Here is a 17,722-nt window from a genome sequence, read left to right on the forward strand (position 1 = left end):
CGGAACGGTTTTTGCTCTTATTCTTAAAAAAGGCCGTTTGAATGAAAAAATATCTGTTTTTAGCCGGATTAATCGCATTCGTTTTTTCAGGGTGCGCTTCACATCCTATGGACCCGACGATTAATATGAAACCTCCTAAGTATGTAGAACAGATGCCGAGTATGGACAGTGATATTCCAAGAAACGATCCGGGTTCTCTTTTTACCAACAGCGACAATCTTTTTTCTGATACAAAAGCTATGAAAGTAAACGATATAGTTACGATTGTTATTACTGAAGAGATCAAACAGTCTACTCAGGCAAGTAAAAAACTCAGCGAAGCAAACACCGATAACGGCGGACTTTTTGATGCGGGGCTTAGCGGCAGCGTTAATATAGGAGGTAAAGAATACAGAGTCGGAAAGACGGGGCTCAGTCTTAACTTGCCGTCTATGAATTCCGACAGATCTTTTCAGGGAAGCGGTTCTCAGCAGAGAAACGAAAGTTTTGAAACGACTATTACGGCAAGAATCGTTAAGGTGTTAAAAAACGGTAATTATTTTATAGTGGGTCACAGAGAAATATACGTTGACGGTCAAAAACAGATAATAGCGATAAGCGGCGTTATAAGACCTGAAGACATAGCGGCGGACAATACTATAGATTCCAAATATATTGCCGATGCAAAAATAGAATATAAAACCGAAGGCGATATTAAAAGATATACCGAACAGGGATGGTTTGCCAAATTCTGGAGCGCTATAGCTCCTTGGTAGGATTAGTCCAGAATATAGTTAGTTAAAGCATCGGCCAGTAAAAAATCGTAAGAATAAATTCTTTTTTCTTTTTTTAAAAGTTTGTTTTCTTTTACTAAAATCCCGGCTCTTTTTTTCTCTTGGGAATTTAAAATATCTTCATCAAATCCGATTATTGAGCGAAGTCCCAAAAATACTTTTTCTTTTTTTATATCATTATCGGTTAAATATTCATATTGGTATTTTGTCGGATCTTTCAGATATTCATGCACATCGTTTTGCGTATAATACCTAAAAATTCTCCATTCTCCATTTTCCATTCTCCATTTCTTAAATCCCACGGCTCCTGCGCCGATTCCAAAATATTCTTTTCCTTCCCAGTATCCTAGATTGTGTTTGCATGGGGTTCCGAAGTTTGATATTTCATACTGGCGGAATTTTTCTTTTATTTTATTTATAAACCATATTTCAAGCTCTTCATCGTATTTGCGTTTTGAAAAATCCCCTTCCCATTTGGTGTTTTCTTCAATAGTCAAAGAGTATGCGCTTAAATGTGTGACAGGCAAGCTAAAGGCGGTATTCAGGTCTTTTGTAAGCAATTCTTTTGTATCCAGCGCCGTTGAGTAGATCAAATCTAGATTAATGTTCTCAAAGCCTGCTTTTTTTGCGTTTTGAATTGCTTCTAAGGCTTGAGAGGGAGAATGGTTTCTGTTTAAAAATTTTAATTTTTCTTCGTCGAAGGTTTGTACCCCGAAACTTATTCTGTTTACTCCCAGGTTTTTGATATCTCTCAGCCATTCGTATGATGTGTTTGGATTGCATTCTATTGTAATCTCTTCGACATTTTTCAAATACGGGGAAATAAGCCCGAAAAGCCGCTCATAAAATCCTACATCCATTGTTGAAGGCGTTCCGCCTCCGATAAACACTGTTTTAAACTGTGTGTCCGAAGATATCTCATGTAAAAACTGGGTTTTTAATGCACTGAAATATTCTTTTTTTAAATGATTTATATTTGTGTATGAATTAAAGGCGCAGTAGTTGCATTTGCTGTCGCAAAAAGGGATGTGAATGTATAATAATGTAGAATTGAGAGTTGAGAATTGAGAATTATTAAATTCTTTTTCTTTTTCACTTCTTAAATTTTCCATTCTCCATTCTCCATTCTCAATTAATTCGTTATAATTTTACTAAAAAAAGGTGATGTTTTGAAAAAATATAGGCCAAATGTCGCTGCTGTTGTTCTTTCTTCAAAATATCCCGAAAAAGTGGAAATTTTAATAGCCAAAAGAAATGATGTTGATGCGTGGCAGTTTCCTCAGGGGGGAATAGACGAGGGAGAGAGCGAAAGAGAAGCGTTGTTAAGAGAACTTAAAGAAGAAATAGGTACAGACGAGGTTGAAATTTTGGCTGAAATGCCTGAATGGCAAAAATACGATTTTCCTAAAAGAATAGCTAAAAAAATGTATCCGTTTGACGGACAGAAACAGAAATATTTTCTTGTTAAATTAAAACCGAATGCAAAAATAAACCTGGATACGGAAATACCGGAGTTTGAAGATTATAAATTTGTAAACGTAAACGAAGTGTTTGATTATGTGAAATCATTCAAAAGGCCTGTATATAAGATCGTACTTGATTATTTTAAAAAGCAGGGGCTATTATAAGAAAAGGAGATAAATGTTAGTAGTTCAGAAGTTTGGCGGTACAAGTGTCGGTGATTTAGACAGAATACAAAATGTTGCAAATATAGTAAAAAAATATGCTGACGAAGGAAACCAGGTAGTTGTAGTAGTTTCCGCAATGGCGGGAGAAACTAATAAATTATTGGATTTTGCCAATCATTTCAGCAAAACTCCTCCCCAAAGAGAAGTAGACCTTCTGGTCAGCAGCGGTGAAAGAGTTACAAGCGCTCTTTTAAGTATTGCCCTTCAGGCTATGGGAAGAGACGCAATCGCTTTAACCGGAAGACAGGCGGGGATTAAAACAACAAGCGATCATACAAAAGCCAGAATTATGGATATTGATCCGAGCAAAATGCAAAAACACCTTGAAGAAGGTAAAATAGTAATAATTGCCGGTTTTCAGGGTATTAACGAAAACGGCGATGTTACCACACTCGGAAGAGGCGGAAGCGATTTGACGGCTGTTGCTATCGCTGGAGCGCTCAATGCGGATAAATGTGAAATATATACCGATGTTGACGGAATATACACTACCGATCCTAGAATAGAGCCTAAAGCAAAAAAAATAGACATGATTACATATGATGAAATGCTTGAGCTTGCTTCTTTAGGAGCGAAAGTAATGCAAAGCAGATCCGTTGAGCTTGCTAAAAAACTTAATGTGGATATAGAAGTTAAATCATCATTTAAACCAGAAATAAAAGGAACATTAATTACAAAGGAGACACCTGATATGGAGAAAGTTTTAGTTAGCGGTATAGCCCTTGATAAAAACCAGGCGAGAGTCAGTATTTTCGGAGTTGAAGACAGACCGGGAATAAGTGCGGAAATTTTCGGAAAACTTGCGAATAAAAACATCAACGTCGATATGATAGTTCAAAATGTGGGAAAAGACAATAAAGCCAACCTTACTTTCACAGTACCTCAGACAGAACTTGAACTGACAAAAGAAGTTCTTAAAGAATACGAAAACAAATCAGAATCAATCGAATATGACGATTCAATTGCCAAAGTCAGCGTTGTGGGAGTAGGAATGAAATCACACAGCGGCGTTGCGGCTACGGCATTTAAAACACTGGCAGATGAAAACATAAATATACTTATGATCAGTACAAGCGAAATTAAAATTTCAATGATTATAGATGAAAAATACGGAGAATTGGCAGTCAGAGCGCTGCATTCAGCCTATCAACTGGATAAATAATGGATATAAATCATTACACCTTAAAGCTTATAAGAGATAAAAACATCAAATGGATGGAAGAAAAGAGGCTTGAGTGGGTGCCTCTTGTTTCCGATTTTATTTCAAACGTAATTGAAGGTAAAAGCGTACTTTTAATAACGGATTATAAGCGCAAATGGTTTAGTGATTATCTTATTAACAAAATTAATAATTTTCAGGATTTCAAACCGTCGTTTATTCCTATTTACGATCTTCAAAAGCTTGTTCCTCAGCTCGAACACGCCAGGACGGACGAGCATTACGAAATGATTGAGGATATGCTCTCTATCAGTTTTAACGACAATTATATTTTCTGGTATATAGGTGTTGAAACGCCGAAACTCAGATTTGCAAGAAACAAACCGGATTCGTTTTTCTGGATTATGGATATGGATCTGCATAAAAATTTCTTTTTAAAATCTCTTGACGAAAATCTTGATAAAAAGCTGCTTGATCTGGCCGATATACTGAATGAAACACTAAAAGCCGCTATTTTCGGAGAGGTTGAAGTTTGAGCAAAATTATCATAACGGATGATTTTGAAAAAGCAGTAGAAGAGATAAAGCCTGACGAAACTGTAATAGTAAATGAACTGAAAGTTGAAGACATAGCGAAAATAAGGGATTTTGCTTATATTGCCAGCAGAAATAAAAAAACTATTTTAATTGCGGCTGAAAAATATTCTTCCGTATCTCAAAACGCACTTCTTAAACTTCTTGAAGAACCTCCTAAAAATATAGAATTTATACTGCTGGCAAAGTCGAAATACGCTCTTTTAGATACTATAAAATCCCGTCTTGTAATGGAAAAAAGAATTTATAACACCGTATTAGATTCAGATATAGATATTTCAACGATAACTAACGATAAAATTTTGGAAATTTTAAAAAGCGATTTGGATGTGTCTGAAATTAAAGCTTTAATTTATAAAATAATAAAAGAAAAAAATCTAAACGAAGAGCAGATGGAAATACTAGGCAATGCGATAAAAATGCTTGAATTGAATATTGACAAACAGGCGGTTATATCATTGATAATGCTCAGTATCAAGGAGAGGTTTTGAAAATATATAAATTAAACAGAGATACCGATCTGGGAAATTTATTAAAAAAAATAGGCGTAGATAAACCCGGAATAGAAATTATGAAAAAGAAAAAATGCGAAAATCTTTTTTTTATCAAAGACATAAGCTGCGGAGCCGCTAATATTTTAAAACAGGATGCTTTAAGCATAGGGGCGGAGCTAGCGGTTCCTATGGGTGTGCCTAACTGTAAAAGCGATAAATTCGACGCTGTTTTGATGTGTAATAAAAAACAGCTGGAAATCCTTGCTAAAAAAGAGCTTGCACAGCCTTTTAAATTAAAAGAGCTTGCCAAAAAATTAAAAGAGTTTATTAATCTTCCGAGTTTTCCGGTAAAAATTATGGGTGTGGTAAACGCAAACGACGATTCTTTTTTTGAAGGCAGCAGATTTCAGGGTACGCAGGCCGTAAAACAGATTGAGAGAATGATTCAAAAAGGTGCTGAAATTATAGATATTGGAGGTGTCTCAAGCAGACCCGGAAGCGTATATCCGGGTGTAGAGGAAGAATTAAAAAGAGTAAAACCGATAATCGATGAAATATATAAATCAAAACTGTATGAAAAAGCGGTTTTCAGCATTGATACTTTTGAAGCGGATGTTTTGGAATATGCGCTTGAAAGAGGATTTAAAATAGCAAACGATATAACCGGACTTGAAAGCGACGAATATGCAAAAGTAACGGCTAAATATGATGCAGCAGTGGTAATTATGCATAAAAAAGGTATTCCGGCCAATATGCAGGACAATCCCTATTATGAAAACGTTATTTTGGAAGTTGACGAATTTTTCACTGAAAGAATTGAAAAAGCAAAAAGTTTCGGAATTAAAGATATTATACTGGATGTCGGAATAGGGTTTGGCAAAAGGCTTGAAGACAACCTGGCTTTGATTAAACATATGGAACATTTTCTCCATTTCGGGTATGAACTTTTAATAGGTGCTAGCAGAAAGAGTATGATTGATATGATCATGCAAAAAGAGGGCGTTTCTACCGTTCCGGCCGACAGGCTTCCGGGAACTTTAATTATTCATACAGAAGCTGTCAGAAACGGTGCCAGCATAGTCAGATGCCATGACGTAAAAGAGCATTTGCAGGCTTTAAAAGTATATGAAGCAATCAGGGGTTTTGATGTATAGAAGACAGATAGAAGTACTCGGCGAAAACAATCAGCTTTTACTTTCCCAAAAAAAAGTGCTTATTGTAGGATGCGGCGGACTCGGAAACATTATCGCTACAACGCTCGGATGTATAGGACTTGAAAAGATATATCTCGTAGATTATGATGAAATCGAAATTCATAATATTCACAGACAGTTTCAGTTTACAAAAGACGATGTAGGAAAGAAAAAGGCTGATGTCCTTGCCGAAAGAATCGGCAGATGCGGCACCGAAGTGGAAGTTATACACGGATATTTTGATGAAAATATGGATTTGAGCGTTGATATTGTATTTGACGCAACGGATAATTTTGAAGTCAGAAAAAAAATAGATCTTTTTTCTAAAAAAAGAAATATTCCCTGGATATATGCAAGTGTGGAAGAATGGCACGGACAGGTAGGTGTGTTTAAAACCACTTCTTTTGAAATTTTCGCTACAAAAGAGCATAATGTAAAAGGACAGCTTCCTCCTATGGTTAACCTAATTGGATCATTGTCTTCAATGCTCGGACTAAAAACACTTATAGATCAACAGGATGAAATATTATATTATATTGATTTCAGGGAAGATTTGGAGATTAAGAAATTTAGATTTTAAAAACTTGATACCAGTAACAATTTTAAGTTTTTTTGTTTTTAGTTTCTTTTTCTTCCAGAACTTCAGAAAGATTATCCGCTTTGCTTATTTGTTCAAGCAGCATGCTGTTAAGTTTTGAAGACAACTCAAATATATATTTTTTGTCATTAGCTATTATTTTATCTATATCAACGTCAAGTCCGTCAATTACATCTTTCATAATTACATCCAGCGAATGCAACCCTTCAGGGTTTTTAGGCTTTGCAAGTTTTTGATACAGTGTTTCTTTAAACATCGTTTCAAGCTCTTTTTTATCTTCTTCGGTTAAAAATTTCATATTAAGGCTCTCCCACAAGTTTTTTTACGGCGTTTTTTATCCTTTTTTTCTGGATTTCAATTTCTTTTAATAATATCAATTATATCCAATTTGTCTAAAAAGTTTCAATACGTCAGTTGTTTCGGTTAAATTAATTAAACTTCAAAATTAAAGAGTGATATTGATCAGGAATTAGATTTTATTACAATTGTCAAACTAAGAAATAAAGAGAGTTTTTTAGAAGAGACTTTAGGCAAAGAGAAGAATAGAGTGTTTATTTAATTAAAACCATTCTCCTATTTTTCGTCCTATCAACGGGTCGAACAATGCAGAAAAAAAGAGAAACAGTACAATTTGTATTGCGCTGATTTCAATATTATTCATTAATTAATTCCCTCATTTGAATAATTGCCTGTTTAAGTCCTAAGAATACGGAATTTGCAATGATACTGTGACCTATATTAAGTTCAACGATCCCTTTTATATCAGCTATCGGTTTTACGTTTTGGTAATTAAGCCCGTGTCCCGCCGCTACTTCAAGCTCAAGTTCGTTTCCGAGTATTGTTGCGTCTTTAAGCAGTTTTAATTCAAGTTCAAGTTCTTTTTTCAGTGTTTTTCTATCCATATTTTCAAAAACATTAAAAGTGGTATGGTTTATGTTGGTATTTAACGCCAAATGCATGTTTGCGTATTTGCCCGTATGAAGTTCTATCATTTCAGCACCGATTTCGGCTGATTTTTTTATCTGTTCAAAATCCGGATCTATAAACAGCGATACTTCAATATCGTTTGCATGTAATTTATCGATTGCGTTTTTAATTTCTTTTTCAAATTTAATTACGTCAAGTCCGCCTTCGGTTGTAACTTCTTCTCTTTTTTCAGGTACGAGTGTGGCGCGGTGCGGTTTTAAAGTGCAGATAATATCTATGATTTCGGGATTGATAGAACATTCCATATTTACCGGTAGGAAGCTGTTTTCGCATATTCTTTTTGCGTCAAAATCGGTAATGTGTCTTCTGTCTTCCCTTAAATGGATAGTTACCTGGTCTGCTCCTGCTTCTTTTAAAATGTGCAGAGCCATTAAAGGATCGGGTTCGTTAATTTTGCGGGCGTTTCTGAGAGTGGCGATATGGTCGATATTGATTCCGAGTTTCATAAATATCCTTTTTTAAATTTTGTTATAATTTTATCAAAAAGGAATTAAATGAAGTATTATATCGGAACCGACCATGCCGGATTTGAAATTAAGCCTTTTGTAATAGAATATTTGGAAAAAAAAGGTATAGAGGTAGAAGATTTAGGAACATATTCTACCGAAAGCGTGGATTATCCGGATTTTGCTCATAAAGTAGCCGAAGCTGTTTTGGCTAATCCCGGAACAATGGGGATTTTAATCTGCGGAAGCGGAATTGGAATGAGTCTTGCTGCAAACAAACATAAAGGTATAAGAGCGGCTCTTTGCCATGATTATTATACAGCTGCAATGGCCAGAAGACATAATAATGCAAACGTTTTATGTTTCGGTGCAAGAATTGTAGGACTCGGAGTAGTAGAGTCTATTCTTGACGCATGGATTGAAAACGAGTTTGAAGGCGGAAGACACGAGAGGAGGGTCAAAAAAATTGATATTTAACTGGATTTTTTTAACAACGGTTATCGTTGTTATTCTTTTTTTGACTTTTAGAATGTTTTATTACAAACATTTGTATGAAAAGTCGGAAGAAAGACGTAAACAATTAAAAAGTAATTTAATTGACGCGGAAATATTAATTAAAAAGTACCAGATTCAGCTTCAGAGATCTTTAGGAAACTTAGAACTTTTGGATGATGAGGTTACTAAACTTAAAAACGATTTAAAATCGGTAAAAAGCAGAAACGCTCAAATGAGAACGGAAAACGAGCAGCTTAAACGTAAAATCAGAGAGCTTGAAAATAAAATCGAAGCTTTACTCTAATTTCATATTTTTTATCAGGTATATCAATAAAAGCGGAAGCAATATTACGTTTAAGAGCAGTTTGGCTAAATATAATGAGGCAAGATTAAGCATTGCATTTATAATCTCCTGCGTATGAGCTATATAAAAATGCGCACTCTCCTGTATTTCTTTAAGTGAATTCTTTGTATCGTTTATAGTATTTGATATTTTATCCCATATACTGTTTTGGGACTGTATATTTTGAGGTTCTATTTTTTTTGTATAAGGTTTAAGCGTCTGTATGTTTTTTGTGATATTAGGTTCGAAATAATATTTGTCAAAATAAGAAGATATAACTGCGCTAAACGGCAAAAACAGTCTAATTAAAATAAAAACAATTAGAGTATTTTTAAGAATTTTAGATTTATAAAACAGGTTAAGAAGCGCTAAAATAATAATTATTAACGTAAATACCGGAAGTTTTGAAAGTTCGTATATTATTTTTTCACTTCCCAGCGCCCAAAGAGAAAGGGTTAACAAATCGGAAAATCTCTCAGTGGCATCGTTGATAGGATCAAGCGCCTGTCCTAATGCCAGATTGCCTTCGATTCCGACTCCGACCGTTACCGAGCTTTCCTGAATAATGGAAACGGCTGCGTTTATGCTTCTTGTAACAGCATATGTTACAGCCGACTGTTTAAGAGATGAATTTAGATAACTGTTTGTGATTTTGTCGTATAGAGGAACACTTATAACTGTCAGTATGGCTAAAAGAGAAAGAAATAGAGCCTGTTTGTTTATTTTTTGCAGCAGCTCATTCATTTTTTCTTAGGCCTAAAAGCTGTCGGACTTTCTATATAATCTCCGCCGATCAGGTCTATTGCGTAAGGAATTGCGGGCCATACGGCTTCAAGGTTTTCTCTTATTGCTTTGGGAGAACCCGGGAGGTTTAAAATAAAGCTGTTTTTAACAACTCCCGCTGTACCTCTTGCGAGTATGGAAGTCGGAACATATTTTAAAGAATGCATTCTCATAAGCTCTCCGAAACCCGGAAGCTCTTTTTCTAGAACTTCTTTGGTCGCTTCCGGAGTTACGTCTCTTGGTGCAGGACCGGTGCCTCCGGTCGTGAGAATTAATGAACATTTCTCTTCTACCGCTTCTTTTAATGTTTTTACAATCGTTTCATAATCGTCGGGTATAAGTTTATAAACTGTTTCGAATTCGTTTGTTATGTTTTCTTTTAAAAAGTTTTCAATTTCTTTTCCGCTTTTATCTTCATATATTCCGGCACTTGCCCTGTCGCTCATTGTAATAATTGCGATTTTTAACATACAAATCCTTTTTTTGTAATTATATAATATATTGTTGAATAATTTTGTGTCTGTCACTTGTTATTGAAAAGTGAGGAATTATTCCTCACCTTCTTTGTCCGCAGTCTCTTTAACAGAGTTTTTTGCAATAGTTTCAAGATTTGAGTTGATTTTGAATATTACCATGATAATTTCAAGATATATTCTTACAGTAACCGCTCCTATAACGATAATAAGCAGTCCGCTTACAAAACTTTGGAACGTGAAACCGTAGTAACCCCCAAACATTTCAGCTATACCGCCGATAAAAACACCTAAAAGCATAAGCCAGTAAATAACTGTAATCGCAGTAGGCGTTATAAATCTGTTAAAGAAAAAAAAGTCTTTGATATTCATTTTTCATCCTTTCCCCTTTAATTAGCAAGGATGAAAGTGTAACATAAAATATGGAAGTTTAATGAGGAAAGAGAAAAAGAAGATTATTCAGCGTCGTAATCGATGCCTTCTTTTTCTTTAAGCATTTTAATAAGGTGCTGTCTGTAACCTTCAACCCATTTATCAATGTCGTCAACTTTGATTCTTGCAACTCCTGTTTCAAGAGCCGCTCTTGCAACTGCTGCAGATTCGTCAACGAATACTCTTCTGTCAAAAGGTTTTGGAAGGATGTATTCTTTTCCGAATGTTAAATCAGCTCCACCGTAAGCGTCTTTTACGTATTTAGGAACAGGTTTTTTAGCCAGGTCTGCTAATGCATGACATGCTGCAATTTTCATTTCCATGTTTACTGCGCTTGCGTGAGTATCAAGAGCTCCTCTGAAGATGAAAGGGAATCCAAGTACGTTGTTAACCTGGTTAGGGTAATCGCTTCTACCTGTCGCGATAATTAAGTCGTCTCTTACTTCTAAAGCAAGTTCAGGTTTGATTTCCGGATCAGGGTTTGCCATTACGAATAACATTGCGTTTGGTGCAAGTGTTTTAACCATGTCCTGAGTAATACAGTCAGCCACTGAGTTACCGATAACAGCGTCAGCGCCTTTAAGTGCGTCAGCTAAAGTTTCGATGTCTTCGTCAACCGCCCAAGGCTGTTTATATTTATTCAGATCGTCTCTTCTTGTAGTTACCGCACCTCTTGAGTCAACTAAAACGATGTTTTTAGCTCCCATTGCTTTGTACATTTCTGCTGCTGCCAGACCGGCTGCACCCGCACCTAAAATAACGATTCTGATGTCTTCGAATTTTTTACCTGTAAGTTCGCATCCGTTTAGAAGCGCTGCTGCAGAAATAATTGCAGTACCGTGCTGATCGTCGTGGAATACAGGAATATCGCATCTTGCCTGAGATTCTTTTTCAATATCGAAACATTTTGGAGCTTTGATGTCTTCTAGGTTGATACCTCCGAATGTAGGTGAAATAGCTTCTACTACTTTTACGATTTCTTCAGTTTCGTGAACTTTTAATTCAATATCGAATGCGTCAATATATGCGAATTTTTTGAATAATACTGATTTACCTTCCATAACAGGTTTACCTGCTACAGGTTTAAGAGTACCAAGTCCTAATACCGCAGTCGAATCTGAAACAACGGCTACAAGGTTTGCTTTGTTTGTATATTCATATGCAAGGTTTTCGTCTTTGTCTATTTCAAGACACGGAATTGCAACTCCAGGTGAATATGCGATTGATAAGTCTTTTGAGTCCCTTACCGGTTTTGTGACTTCGATTGCAATTTTACCAGGGACAGGTTTGGCGTGGTATTCTAATGCCTCTTCTTTAGTGAATACTGGTTTTGACATTTCGTCTCCTTTTATATTTTTGTTACAATTATATTCAAAAGTTACAAATATTTACAATTTTTATATTTTATTAAACGGCAAGTGTTACAAATCGTAAAGGAAAAAAATGATAATAGATACGCATACACATCTTGATAATGCCAAATTTATGGATGATGTCGATGAAGTAATCAAAAGAGCGGAGGAAAACGGCGTAAAAAAGTTTATAATTCCTGCCGCCGATCCGGCTGATCTGCCAAGAGCGATAGAGCTTGCAGACAAATATGATGAAATATATTTTGCGGTAGGATTTCATCCTGTTGATATAGATAAATATGATGAGAAACTTATCACCTGTTTTATAAACCATCCCAAATGTGTAGCGGTTGGTGAAATAGGGCTTGATTATCACTGGGTAAAAGAAGAGGAACAAAGAAAAAAACAGATAGAGATGTTTCACAGACAGATAGAAATTGCCAAAGAGTATAATAAACCTATAATAGTTCATATAAGGGAAGCCACTGAAGACAGTCTTAAAGTATTGGAAGAACATCCTCAAATCAAAGGAGTGCTTCACTGTTACAACGCTGCGGAGCAGCTTTTGAAGCTTAAAGACAGGTTTTATTACGGAATAGGCGGTGTTATAACATTCAAAAACGCCAAAAAACTCATAAACGTGTTTCCTAAAATTCCTAAAGACAGGGTGGTTATAGAAACGGATGCGCCTTATCTTACTCCGCATCCTTTCAGAGGAAAAAGAAACGAGCCTGCGTATACGGTTTATGTACGAGACAAAATTGCCGAACTTTGGGATGTTGAACCTGAAGAGGTTGAAGAAATAACAACAAAAAACGCAAAGGAACTTTTTAATATATGAAAAAGATTATTTTATTTTTAATGCTGTCTCTTTATTTAACGGCCGATGTTGTTACGAATAAAAACATACAGGTGCTTAATGCGTTAAACATAAATGATGAATTTGTCGAGAACAGAAGCCTGCAGAGGCTTTACAAAGAGTATGCAAAAAAGAAAAAAGAGTATTTTTTAAACGTTCTTCAAAACGGTTACGATTATCTGCCTTTAATTAAACAGTCTATTATTAAAAACAACCTCCCAAAAGAGCTTATATCGGTAGCAATGGCGGAAAGTTATTTAACTACATCTGCAAGGTCGGATAAAAAAGCTATAGGTTTGTGGCAGTTTATGCCCCAGACTGCAAAAAGATACGGTCTTAAAATTGACGAATATGTCGACGAAAGAAAAGATCCGGTCAAATCGACTGAAGCAGCCGTAGAATATCTGAGTTATCTTCACCATTTTTTCGGAAAATGGTATCTTGCGATAATGGCTTACAATGCGGGAGAAGCGAGGGTTGTCGAGGCGGTCGTAAGAGCAAAAGTAGATAAACTCTGTTTAAAACTCGGGAAAAAATGCAGACATGATAAAACTATTAGAAAATACAGACAGATCATCAGGGATTATCAACGAAGAGGCAGATATGCTTTCGGAAAACTTTATGAACTTTATAAAAAGCTTAGTTATATACATATCAGTCTGAATGATCTTTTAAGATATCAAAAAGGTTTAAAAAGGCAGTATCTTCCTAGGGAAACGAGGAAGTATATTTTAAAAATCATAGCTATGTCGTTTTTGTTTAACAGTGACGACTTTATACAGTATACGAATGCGTATCTTCTAAACAGCGGAGTGGTTTCAGACTTGAAAAGGGTTGAAGTGCCGGCGGGTACGTCACTTTATTATGTTAGTAAAATATTAAACGTGCCTTACAGGGAAATAAGAAAATATAACGAACATCTGAATTATTCGTTTACTCCGCCTTATAAATATTATATTTATATTCCGTATAAAAAACTGGCCATGTTTAAACTTAAATTTCATCCTAAACACTATTTTATGGTTTACAGGGTTAAAAAGGGAGATACTTTAATTAAAATTGCAAGAAGATTTGATACTAAAGTAAGATTTATTAAAGATTTTAACAGACTCGGACGATTTTTGCATATCGGTCAGAGGCTTGTTATTCCGTTAAATAATATTTATGTAAAATACAAAGTAAAAAGAGGCGATTCACTTAGAAAAATAGCAAGGGAATTCGGAATCGATTATAAAAAAATAATAAGGGTTAACGAACTTAAAAGCACAACAATCAGAGTAGGACAGATATTAAAAGTACCACAAGGACTGAGATGAAAAAAACGCTTTTATTAACGGCTGCAACTTTAGTGTTATTTACGGGATGTACAGAAAGATACGTAACCGAAGTATACAGCACGCCAGGAGTAAAAAAAGGCACACAAAAAGTTTACAGTGTAAACGGCAACGTATACTATCCTAAAAAAACGGTGCCAATAGGCTGGACTCAGACCGGAATTGCCAGCTGGTACGGGCCTAATTTTCACGGGAAATATACCAGTAATGGCGAAATATACAATATGTACGCTTTTACGGCCGCACATAAAACGCTTCCGATGGATACTATGGTAAAGGTTACCAATCTTAACAACGGCAAAAGCGTGATTGTAAGAATAAACGACAGAGGGCCGTTTGTAAAAGGGAGAATTATAGATTTGAGTTATGTCGCGGCGAAACAGATAGGTGTGGACAGAACCGGAACTGCACCTGTCAGGATAACCGTTATAGGATTTAAAGGTAAAAATTACGTAAACGGATATATGATTCAGGTTGGAGCGTTTTTACATAAAGGCGGAGCGGAATATACGGCTCAAAAATACAGGGAGTTAGGATATAATACGAGTGTCTTAAAAAAAGGCGATTTTTATAAAGTATTTATAGTAGGATTTAAAACATATTCGGAAGCTAAGAGATTTAAACTGTCTCATAAATTAAACGGATTTATCGTAGGAGAATAATATGACGGAAATAAAAAGAGAAACAAAAGAAACTAAAATAGAAGTAAAACTTGAAATTAACGGAAGCGGAAAATCAAATATTTCAACAGGCGTAGGGTTTTTCGACCACATGCTTGAAGCTTTGGCAAAACACAGCGGTATGGATTTGGAAGTGTTTTGTGACGGAGATATATATGTAGATTACCATCATACGGTTGAGGATGTGGGTATCGTAATAGGAGAAGCGCTGTTTAAAGAAGTGTATCCTATTGAAAATATAGAAAGATACTCTAATGCGGTGGCAGTTTTGGATGAAGCGGCCGTTGAAGTGGATATGGATATAGGAGGCAGAGCGTATCTTGTATATGAAATGCCAAGGGAAGGCGCTATTAAGGACTTTGATTTGGAACTTGTTGAAGAATTTTTTAAATCTCTTGTATTTAACTTTAAAATAGCTGCACATATTATATATAAAAGAGGCACAAACAAACATCATATTATTGAAAGCGCGTTTAAAGCGTTTGCCGTGGCTCTTAGAAGAGCGCTTGCTTATAGAAAAAGCGGGATTCCTTCAACAAAAGGCGTATTATGATAGAGCTTATCGTAATAGACGTTGACGGAACTCTTACAGACGGTAAAATATACTATTCAAACAGCGGAGACGAAGTAAAAGCGTTTAATATAAAAGACGGACTTATGATTAAAAGCTGGAATCGGCTTGGTAAAAAAAGCGCTATTATCACCGGAAGGGTTTCGAATATAGTTGACAGAAGAGCGAAAGAGCTTGATATTACATACGTAAAACAGGGTGTAAGAAATAAAAAAGAAGTTCTGGATTCAATAGTTGAAGAAATGGGGATTTCATATTCGGAAGTAGCCGTTATTGGGGATGATATGAATGATCTCTCAATGCTTAGACTCGTTAAAAAATCATTTGCGCCTTATGATTCTAATCCGTATATTTACGATTTTGTAAATTATCCTCTGAAAAAAAACGGAGGAGAAGGAGCTGTTGCCGAAATGATAGAGTTTTTGTTAAAAGAAGAAAAACTTTACGATAAGTTTTTGGCGTTATGGTAAAAGCAGTTTCTTTTGCCGTATTGGTATTTGGAATTATGCTGTATCCGTTATTAATGGGAGAGTATAAAACCACTCATACGGTTAAAGCCTCTGCAAAGCTTCCGGATGTCGAGTTTAATAAAGGGAAGTTTTATATATATAATGGTGAACTTCAAAAAGAAGGCAGTTTTAAAAAACTTGATATGTACAAAAAAAATTACATTGCGTATGATTTAAATGTTAAAGATTTAGTAAAATTAGAAGACTATAAAGCGGACAAAACGGTATTCGAAGACGATTTGGTTACCGGATATAATGTCTGGTATAAAAACAAAGATATAGAATTAATTACAAATTTAGCTTATTATAATAAAATAACGAAACTTTTAAGCGGCGGTAAATTTAAACTTTATTCAAAAGATTTTAGAGGATACGGTAAAAGTTTCAAGGTGGACGATAAAAAAAATCTGTATGCCAAAAATATAATATATTATTTAAAGGTTGAAAAATGAAAAAACTTTTTTTAATGTTGATACTTGTTATAAGTTTTGTAAGTGCTGAGGAGCTGAAAGTAACAAGCAAATATTTCCACTATGATATGGCAAAAAAAGAGAGTGTGTTTAAAGGCGACGTTAACGCCACAAAAGGAAAAGACAATATTCAGGCTGAGGAGATGATTGTTTATTTTGATAAAAATAAAAAACCTCAGAAATTTGTCGCTATAGGAAATGTCAGGTTTGTAATAGCACTTGATAAAAACTCAACATACAAAGGCAGAAGCGACAAGCTTGTATATCAGCTTCACAACGGAAATATAATATTAACAGGCAATGCCAAAATAGTTAAACTTGAAACAAACGAAAGCGTAAAAGGAAACAGAATAGTACTTAACAGATTTACTAAAAACGCAGAAGTAACCGGAGGTAAAAAACCGGTAGAAATCATAATAAAGGTTAATGAGTGAAAGTAAAATTTATAACATCGGCACCGTCGATTAATGAAGCAATTGATCCGAATTTTACGGAAGTTGCTCTTCTTGGACGAAGTAATGTGGGTAAAAGTAGCTTTTTAAACGCTTTTACCAATCAAAAAATAGCAAAAACATCCCAAACACCGGGAAAAACCAGACTGATTAATTTTTTTGAAGTGGAAGACGAAGGTAAAAAATACGTTTTGGTTGATCTTCCCGGATTCGGATATGCAAAAGTCAGCAAATCAATGCTGAAAGACTGGGGCAGAAATCTTGATGAGTTTTTAAAAAACAGATTTAATATAAAGCTTTTTATACATCTAAGAGACGCCAGACATCCGGATCTGGATATTGACAATAATGTGGATGAATATATAAATTCATTTAAAAGGAAAGATCAGCAGCTTTTGACGGTCTTTACAAAAATAGACAAATTAAAACAGAGCGAACTTGCAAAGCTGAGACAGAAATATCCTGACGCGCTGTTTGTTTCGAACATGAAAAAAAGAGGTTTTGACAAAGTTAAAAACAAAATTAACGAAATTCTGTGGGGTAATATATCAAATGAATGATTTAGTAATTAAAAAACCCACATTAAGAGAAATAATAGATATACAAAGCGTACTTGAACCGTATGTAAAAGAAGGTATTATTTTAAGAAGAGATGATGATGAAGTCGCTACCAATATACGTTCCTATACGTTGATTTACGATAAAGAAAAGCCGGTTGCTGTTGCTGCGCTGCATATTTTTTCTCCTTTTTTAGGGGAAATCAGATCTTTAGGAGTTGATAAGGATTATCAGGGAAAAGGGATAGGGAAGCTGTTGGTAAGCAGGCTTTTAGAAGAAGCAAAAAATATCGGACTGAAAGAAGTGTTGGTTTTGACGTATAAAAAGGAATTTTTTGAAAAAATCGGTTTTATCGAAATTGAAAAAGAAGCTATTCCGGATAAAAAAATATGGGCGGACTGTATAAAATGCAAATTTTTCCCCAACTGCAACGAAACGGCTCTGATAAAATACTTGTAAGACTGCTGTTAATTTACTTTG

25 protein-coding genes are annotated in these 17,722 nt (G+C 35.2%); 18 read left to right on the forward strand and 7 right to left on the reverse strand.

The annotated features are described in order from the left end of the window. Positions 1 to 41: 41 nt before the first annotated feature. Positions 42 to 755, forward strand: coding sequence for a flagellar basal body L-ring protein FlgH (locus ACZ5EP_RS01400; protein WP_464509139.1), 714 nt, complete (start codon positions 42 to 44; stop codon positions 753 to 755). A 2-nt stretch (positions 756 to 757) separates the two neighbouring features. Here the strand turns inward: ACZ5EP_RS01400 and hemW are convergent, their stop codons facing one another. Then, positions 758 to 1,885: a radical SAM family heme chaperone HemW gene (gene hemW, locus ACZ5EP_RS01405; protein WP_464509140.1), complete on the reverse strand. Its 1,128-nt coding sequence runs from the start codon at positions 1,883 to 1,885 to the stop codon at positions 758 to 760. Between the two features lie 57 nt (positions 1,886 to 1,942). On the opposite strand from hemW, the gene ACZ5EP_RS01410 reads away from it, so the two are divergent. From ACZ5EP_RS01410 to ACZ5EP_RS01435, 6 genes are read left to right on the forward strand one after another with little or no spacing between them, the layout of a single operon-like run. Then, positions 1,943 to 2,401 (forward strand): RNA pyrophosphohydrolase, encoded by a 459-nt coding sequence (locus ACZ5EP_RS01410; RefSeq protein ID WP_127680984.1) that lies wholly within the window; start codon positions 1,943 to 1,945, stop codon positions 2,399 to 2,401. 13 nt (positions 2,402 to 2,414) lie between these two features. After that, positions 2,415 to 3,623: an aspartate kinase gene (locus ACZ5EP_RS01415; RefSeq protein ID WP_127680982.1), complete on the forward strand. Its 1,209-nt coding sequence runs from the start codon at positions 2,415 to 2,417 to the stop codon at positions 3,621 to 3,623. Next, entirely contained in the window at positions 3,623 to 4,156 is a 534-nt protein-coding gene (locus tag ACZ5EP_RS01420) for a HobA family DNA replication regulator (RefSeq protein ID WP_127680980.1), read from the forward strand. The genes ACZ5EP_RS01415 and ACZ5EP_RS01420 overlap by 1 nt, the downstream gene beginning before the upstream one ends. Further along, positions 4,153 to 4,704, forward strand: a complete 552-nt coding sequence (locus ACZ5EP_RS01425; RefSeq protein ID WP_464509142.1) for a DNA polymerase III subunit delta' — start codon at positions 4,153 to 4,155, stop codon at positions 4,702 to 4,704. The genes ACZ5EP_RS01420 and ACZ5EP_RS01425 overlap by 4 nt, the downstream gene beginning before the upstream one ends. Further along, positions 4,701 to 5,861 (forward strand): dihydropteroate synthase, encoded by a 1,161-nt coding sequence (gene folP, locus ACZ5EP_RS01430; protein WP_464509143.1) that lies wholly within the window; start codon positions 4,701 to 4,703, stop codon positions 5,859 to 5,861. The genes ACZ5EP_RS01425 and folP overlap by 4 nt, the downstream gene beginning before the upstream one ends. After that, positions 5,854 to 6,480, forward strand: coding sequence for a HesA/MoeB/ThiF family protein (locus ACZ5EP_RS01435; RefSeq protein ID WP_464509144.1), 627 nt, complete (start codon positions 5,854 to 5,856; stop codon positions 6,478 to 6,480). Before folP ends, ACZ5EP_RS01435 begins: the two co-directional genes overlap by 8 nt. 22 nt (positions 6,481 to 6,502) lie before the next feature. On the opposite strand, the gene ACZ5EP_RS01440 is transcribed toward ACZ5EP_RS01435, so the two are convergent. Together ACZ5EP_RS01440 and ACZ5EP_RS01445 are read right to left on the reverse strand one after the other, a co-directional pair. Further along, positions 6,503 to 6,796: a hypothetical protein gene (locus tag ACZ5EP_RS01440; RefSeq protein ID WP_464509145.1), complete on the reverse strand. Its 294-nt coding sequence runs from the start codon at positions 6,794 to 6,796 to the stop codon at positions 6,503 to 6,505. Positions 6,797 to 7,151: 355 nt separating this feature from the next. Continuing rightward, entirely contained in the window at positions 7,152 to 7,931 is a 780-nt protein-coding gene (locus tag ACZ5EP_RS01445) for a pyridoxine 5'-phosphate synthase (protein WP_464509146.1), read from the reverse strand. Positions 7,932 to 7,979: 48 nt separating this feature from the next. On the opposite strand from ACZ5EP_RS01445, the gene rpiB reads away from it, so the two are divergent. Together rpiB and ACZ5EP_RS01455 are read left to right on the forward strand one after the other, a co-directional pair. Then, positions 7,980 to 8,408 carry a ribose 5-phosphate isomerase B gene (rpiB, locus tag ACZ5EP_RS01450; RefSeq protein WP_464509147.1) on the forward strand — a complete coding sequence of 143 codons (429 nt, stop codon included), beginning with the start codon at positions 7,980 to 7,982 and terminating at the stop codon, positions 8,406 to 8,408. Beyond that, entirely contained in the window at positions 8,398 to 8,730 is a 333-nt protein-coding gene (locus ACZ5EP_RS01455) for a hypothetical protein (protein ID WP_127680966.1), read from the forward strand. The genes rpiB and ACZ5EP_RS01455 overlap by 11 nt, the downstream gene beginning before the upstream one ends. Here the strand turns inward: ACZ5EP_RS01455 and ACZ5EP_RS01460 are convergent. The 4 genes from ACZ5EP_RS01460 to ACZ5EP_RS01475 all read right to left on the reverse strand — a co-directional run bounded on the left by ACZ5EP_RS01460 (position 8,722) and on the right by ACZ5EP_RS01475 (position 11,794). Further along, entirely contained in the window at positions 8,722 to 9,513 is a 792-nt protein-coding gene (locus tag ACZ5EP_RS01460) for a hypothetical protein (RefSeq protein ID WP_464509148.1), read from the reverse strand. The two genes, ACZ5EP_RS01455 and ACZ5EP_RS01460, sit on opposite strands and share 9 nt — an antisense overlap. Continuing rightward, on the reverse strand, positions 9,510 to 10,022 hold the full coding sequence (gene mog, locus ACZ5EP_RS01465) for a molybdopterin adenylyltransferase (protein WP_127680962.1): 513 nt from the start codon (positions 10,020 to 10,022) through the stop codon (positions 9,510 to 9,512). Before mog ends, ACZ5EP_RS01460 begins: the two co-directional genes overlap by 4 nt. A 78-nt stretch (positions 10,023 to 10,100) precedes the next feature. Next, positions 10,101 to 10,397: a DUF4282 domain-containing protein gene (locus ACZ5EP_RS01470; RefSeq protein WP_464509149.1), complete on the reverse strand. Its 297-nt coding sequence runs from the start codon at positions 10,395 to 10,397 to the stop codon at positions 10,101 to 10,103. An 83-nt stretch (positions 10,398 to 10,480) separates the two neighbouring features. After that, positions 10,481 to 11,794 carry a malic enzyme-like NAD(P)-binding protein gene (locus ACZ5EP_RS01475; protein ID WP_464509150.1) on the reverse strand — a complete coding sequence of 438 codons (1,314 nt, stop codon included), beginning with the start codon at positions 11,792 to 11,794 and terminating at the stop codon, positions 10,481 to 10,483. A 106-nt stretch (positions 11,795 to 11,900) separates the two neighbouring features. Between ACZ5EP_RS01475 and ACZ5EP_RS01480 the strand changes: the two genes are divergently transcribed. The 9 genes from ACZ5EP_RS01480 to ACZ5EP_RS01520 are packed head-to-tail and all read left to right on the forward strand — an operon-like array spanning position 11,901 to position 17,701. Beyond that, positions 11,901 to 12,650 (forward strand): TatD family hydrolase, encoded by a 750-nt coding sequence (locus tag ACZ5EP_RS01480; protein WP_464509151.1) that lies wholly within the window; start codon positions 11,901 to 11,903, stop codon positions 12,648 to 12,650. Beyond that, positions 12,647 to 13,984 carry a lytic transglycosylase domain-containing protein gene (locus ACZ5EP_RS01485; protein WP_464509152.1) on the forward strand — a complete coding sequence of 446 codons (1,338 nt, stop codon included), beginning with the start codon at positions 12,647 to 12,649 and terminating at the stop codon, positions 13,982 to 13,984. Before ACZ5EP_RS01480 ends, ACZ5EP_RS01485 begins: the two co-directional genes overlap by 4 nt. Continuing rightward, a complete protein-coding gene (locus tag ACZ5EP_RS01490) occupies positions 13,981 to 14,664 on the forward strand; it encodes a septal ring lytic transglycosylase RlpA family protein (protein WP_127680954.1) in 684 nt (227 codons plus the stop codon). Before ACZ5EP_RS01485 ends, ACZ5EP_RS01490 begins: the two co-directional genes overlap by 4 nt. Before the next feature lies 1 nt (position 14,665). Continuing rightward, complete coding sequence (gene hisB, locus ACZ5EP_RS01495; RefSeq protein WP_127680952.1) at positions 14,666 to 15,235, forward strand: imidazoleglycerol-phosphate dehydratase HisB; 570 nt, start codon at positions 14,666 to 14,668, stop codon at positions 15,233 to 15,235. Further along, on the forward strand, positions 15,232 to 15,723 hold the full coding sequence (locus ACZ5EP_RS01500; RefSeq protein WP_127680950.1) for a KdsC family phosphatase: 492 nt from the start codon (positions 15,232 to 15,234) through the stop codon (positions 15,721 to 15,723). The genes hisB and ACZ5EP_RS01500 overlap by 4 nt, the downstream gene beginning before the upstream one ends. Then, positions 15,717 to 16,214 carry a hypothetical protein gene (locus ACZ5EP_RS01505; protein ID WP_464509153.1) on the forward strand — a complete coding sequence of 166 codons (498 nt, stop codon included), beginning with the start codon at positions 15,717 to 15,719 and terminating at the stop codon, positions 16,212 to 16,214. Before ACZ5EP_RS01500 ends, ACZ5EP_RS01505 begins: the two co-directional genes overlap by 7 nt. Beyond that, on the forward strand, positions 16,211 to 16,666 hold the full coding sequence (gene lptA, locus ACZ5EP_RS01510; RefSeq protein WP_464509154.1) for a lipopolysaccharide transport periplasmic protein LptA: 456 nt from the start codon (positions 16,211 to 16,213) through the stop codon (positions 16,664 to 16,666). Before ACZ5EP_RS01505 ends, lptA begins: the two co-directional genes overlap by 4 nt. Further along, entirely contained in the window at positions 16,663 to 17,244 is a 582-nt protein-coding gene (gene yihA / locus ACZ5EP_RS01515) for a ribosome biogenesis GTP-binding protein YihA/YsxC (protein ID WP_127680944.1), read from the forward strand. Before lptA ends, yihA begins: the two co-directional genes overlap by 4 nt. Next, entirely contained in the window at positions 17,237 to 17,701 is a 465-nt protein-coding gene (locus tag ACZ5EP_RS01520; RefSeq protein WP_464509155.1) for an N-acetyltransferase, read from the forward strand. Before yihA ends, ACZ5EP_RS01520 begins: the two co-directional genes overlap by 8 nt. Positions 17,702 to 17,722: the final 21 nt, after the last annotated feature.

Source organism: Nautilia abyssi, from assembly GCF_055388085.1.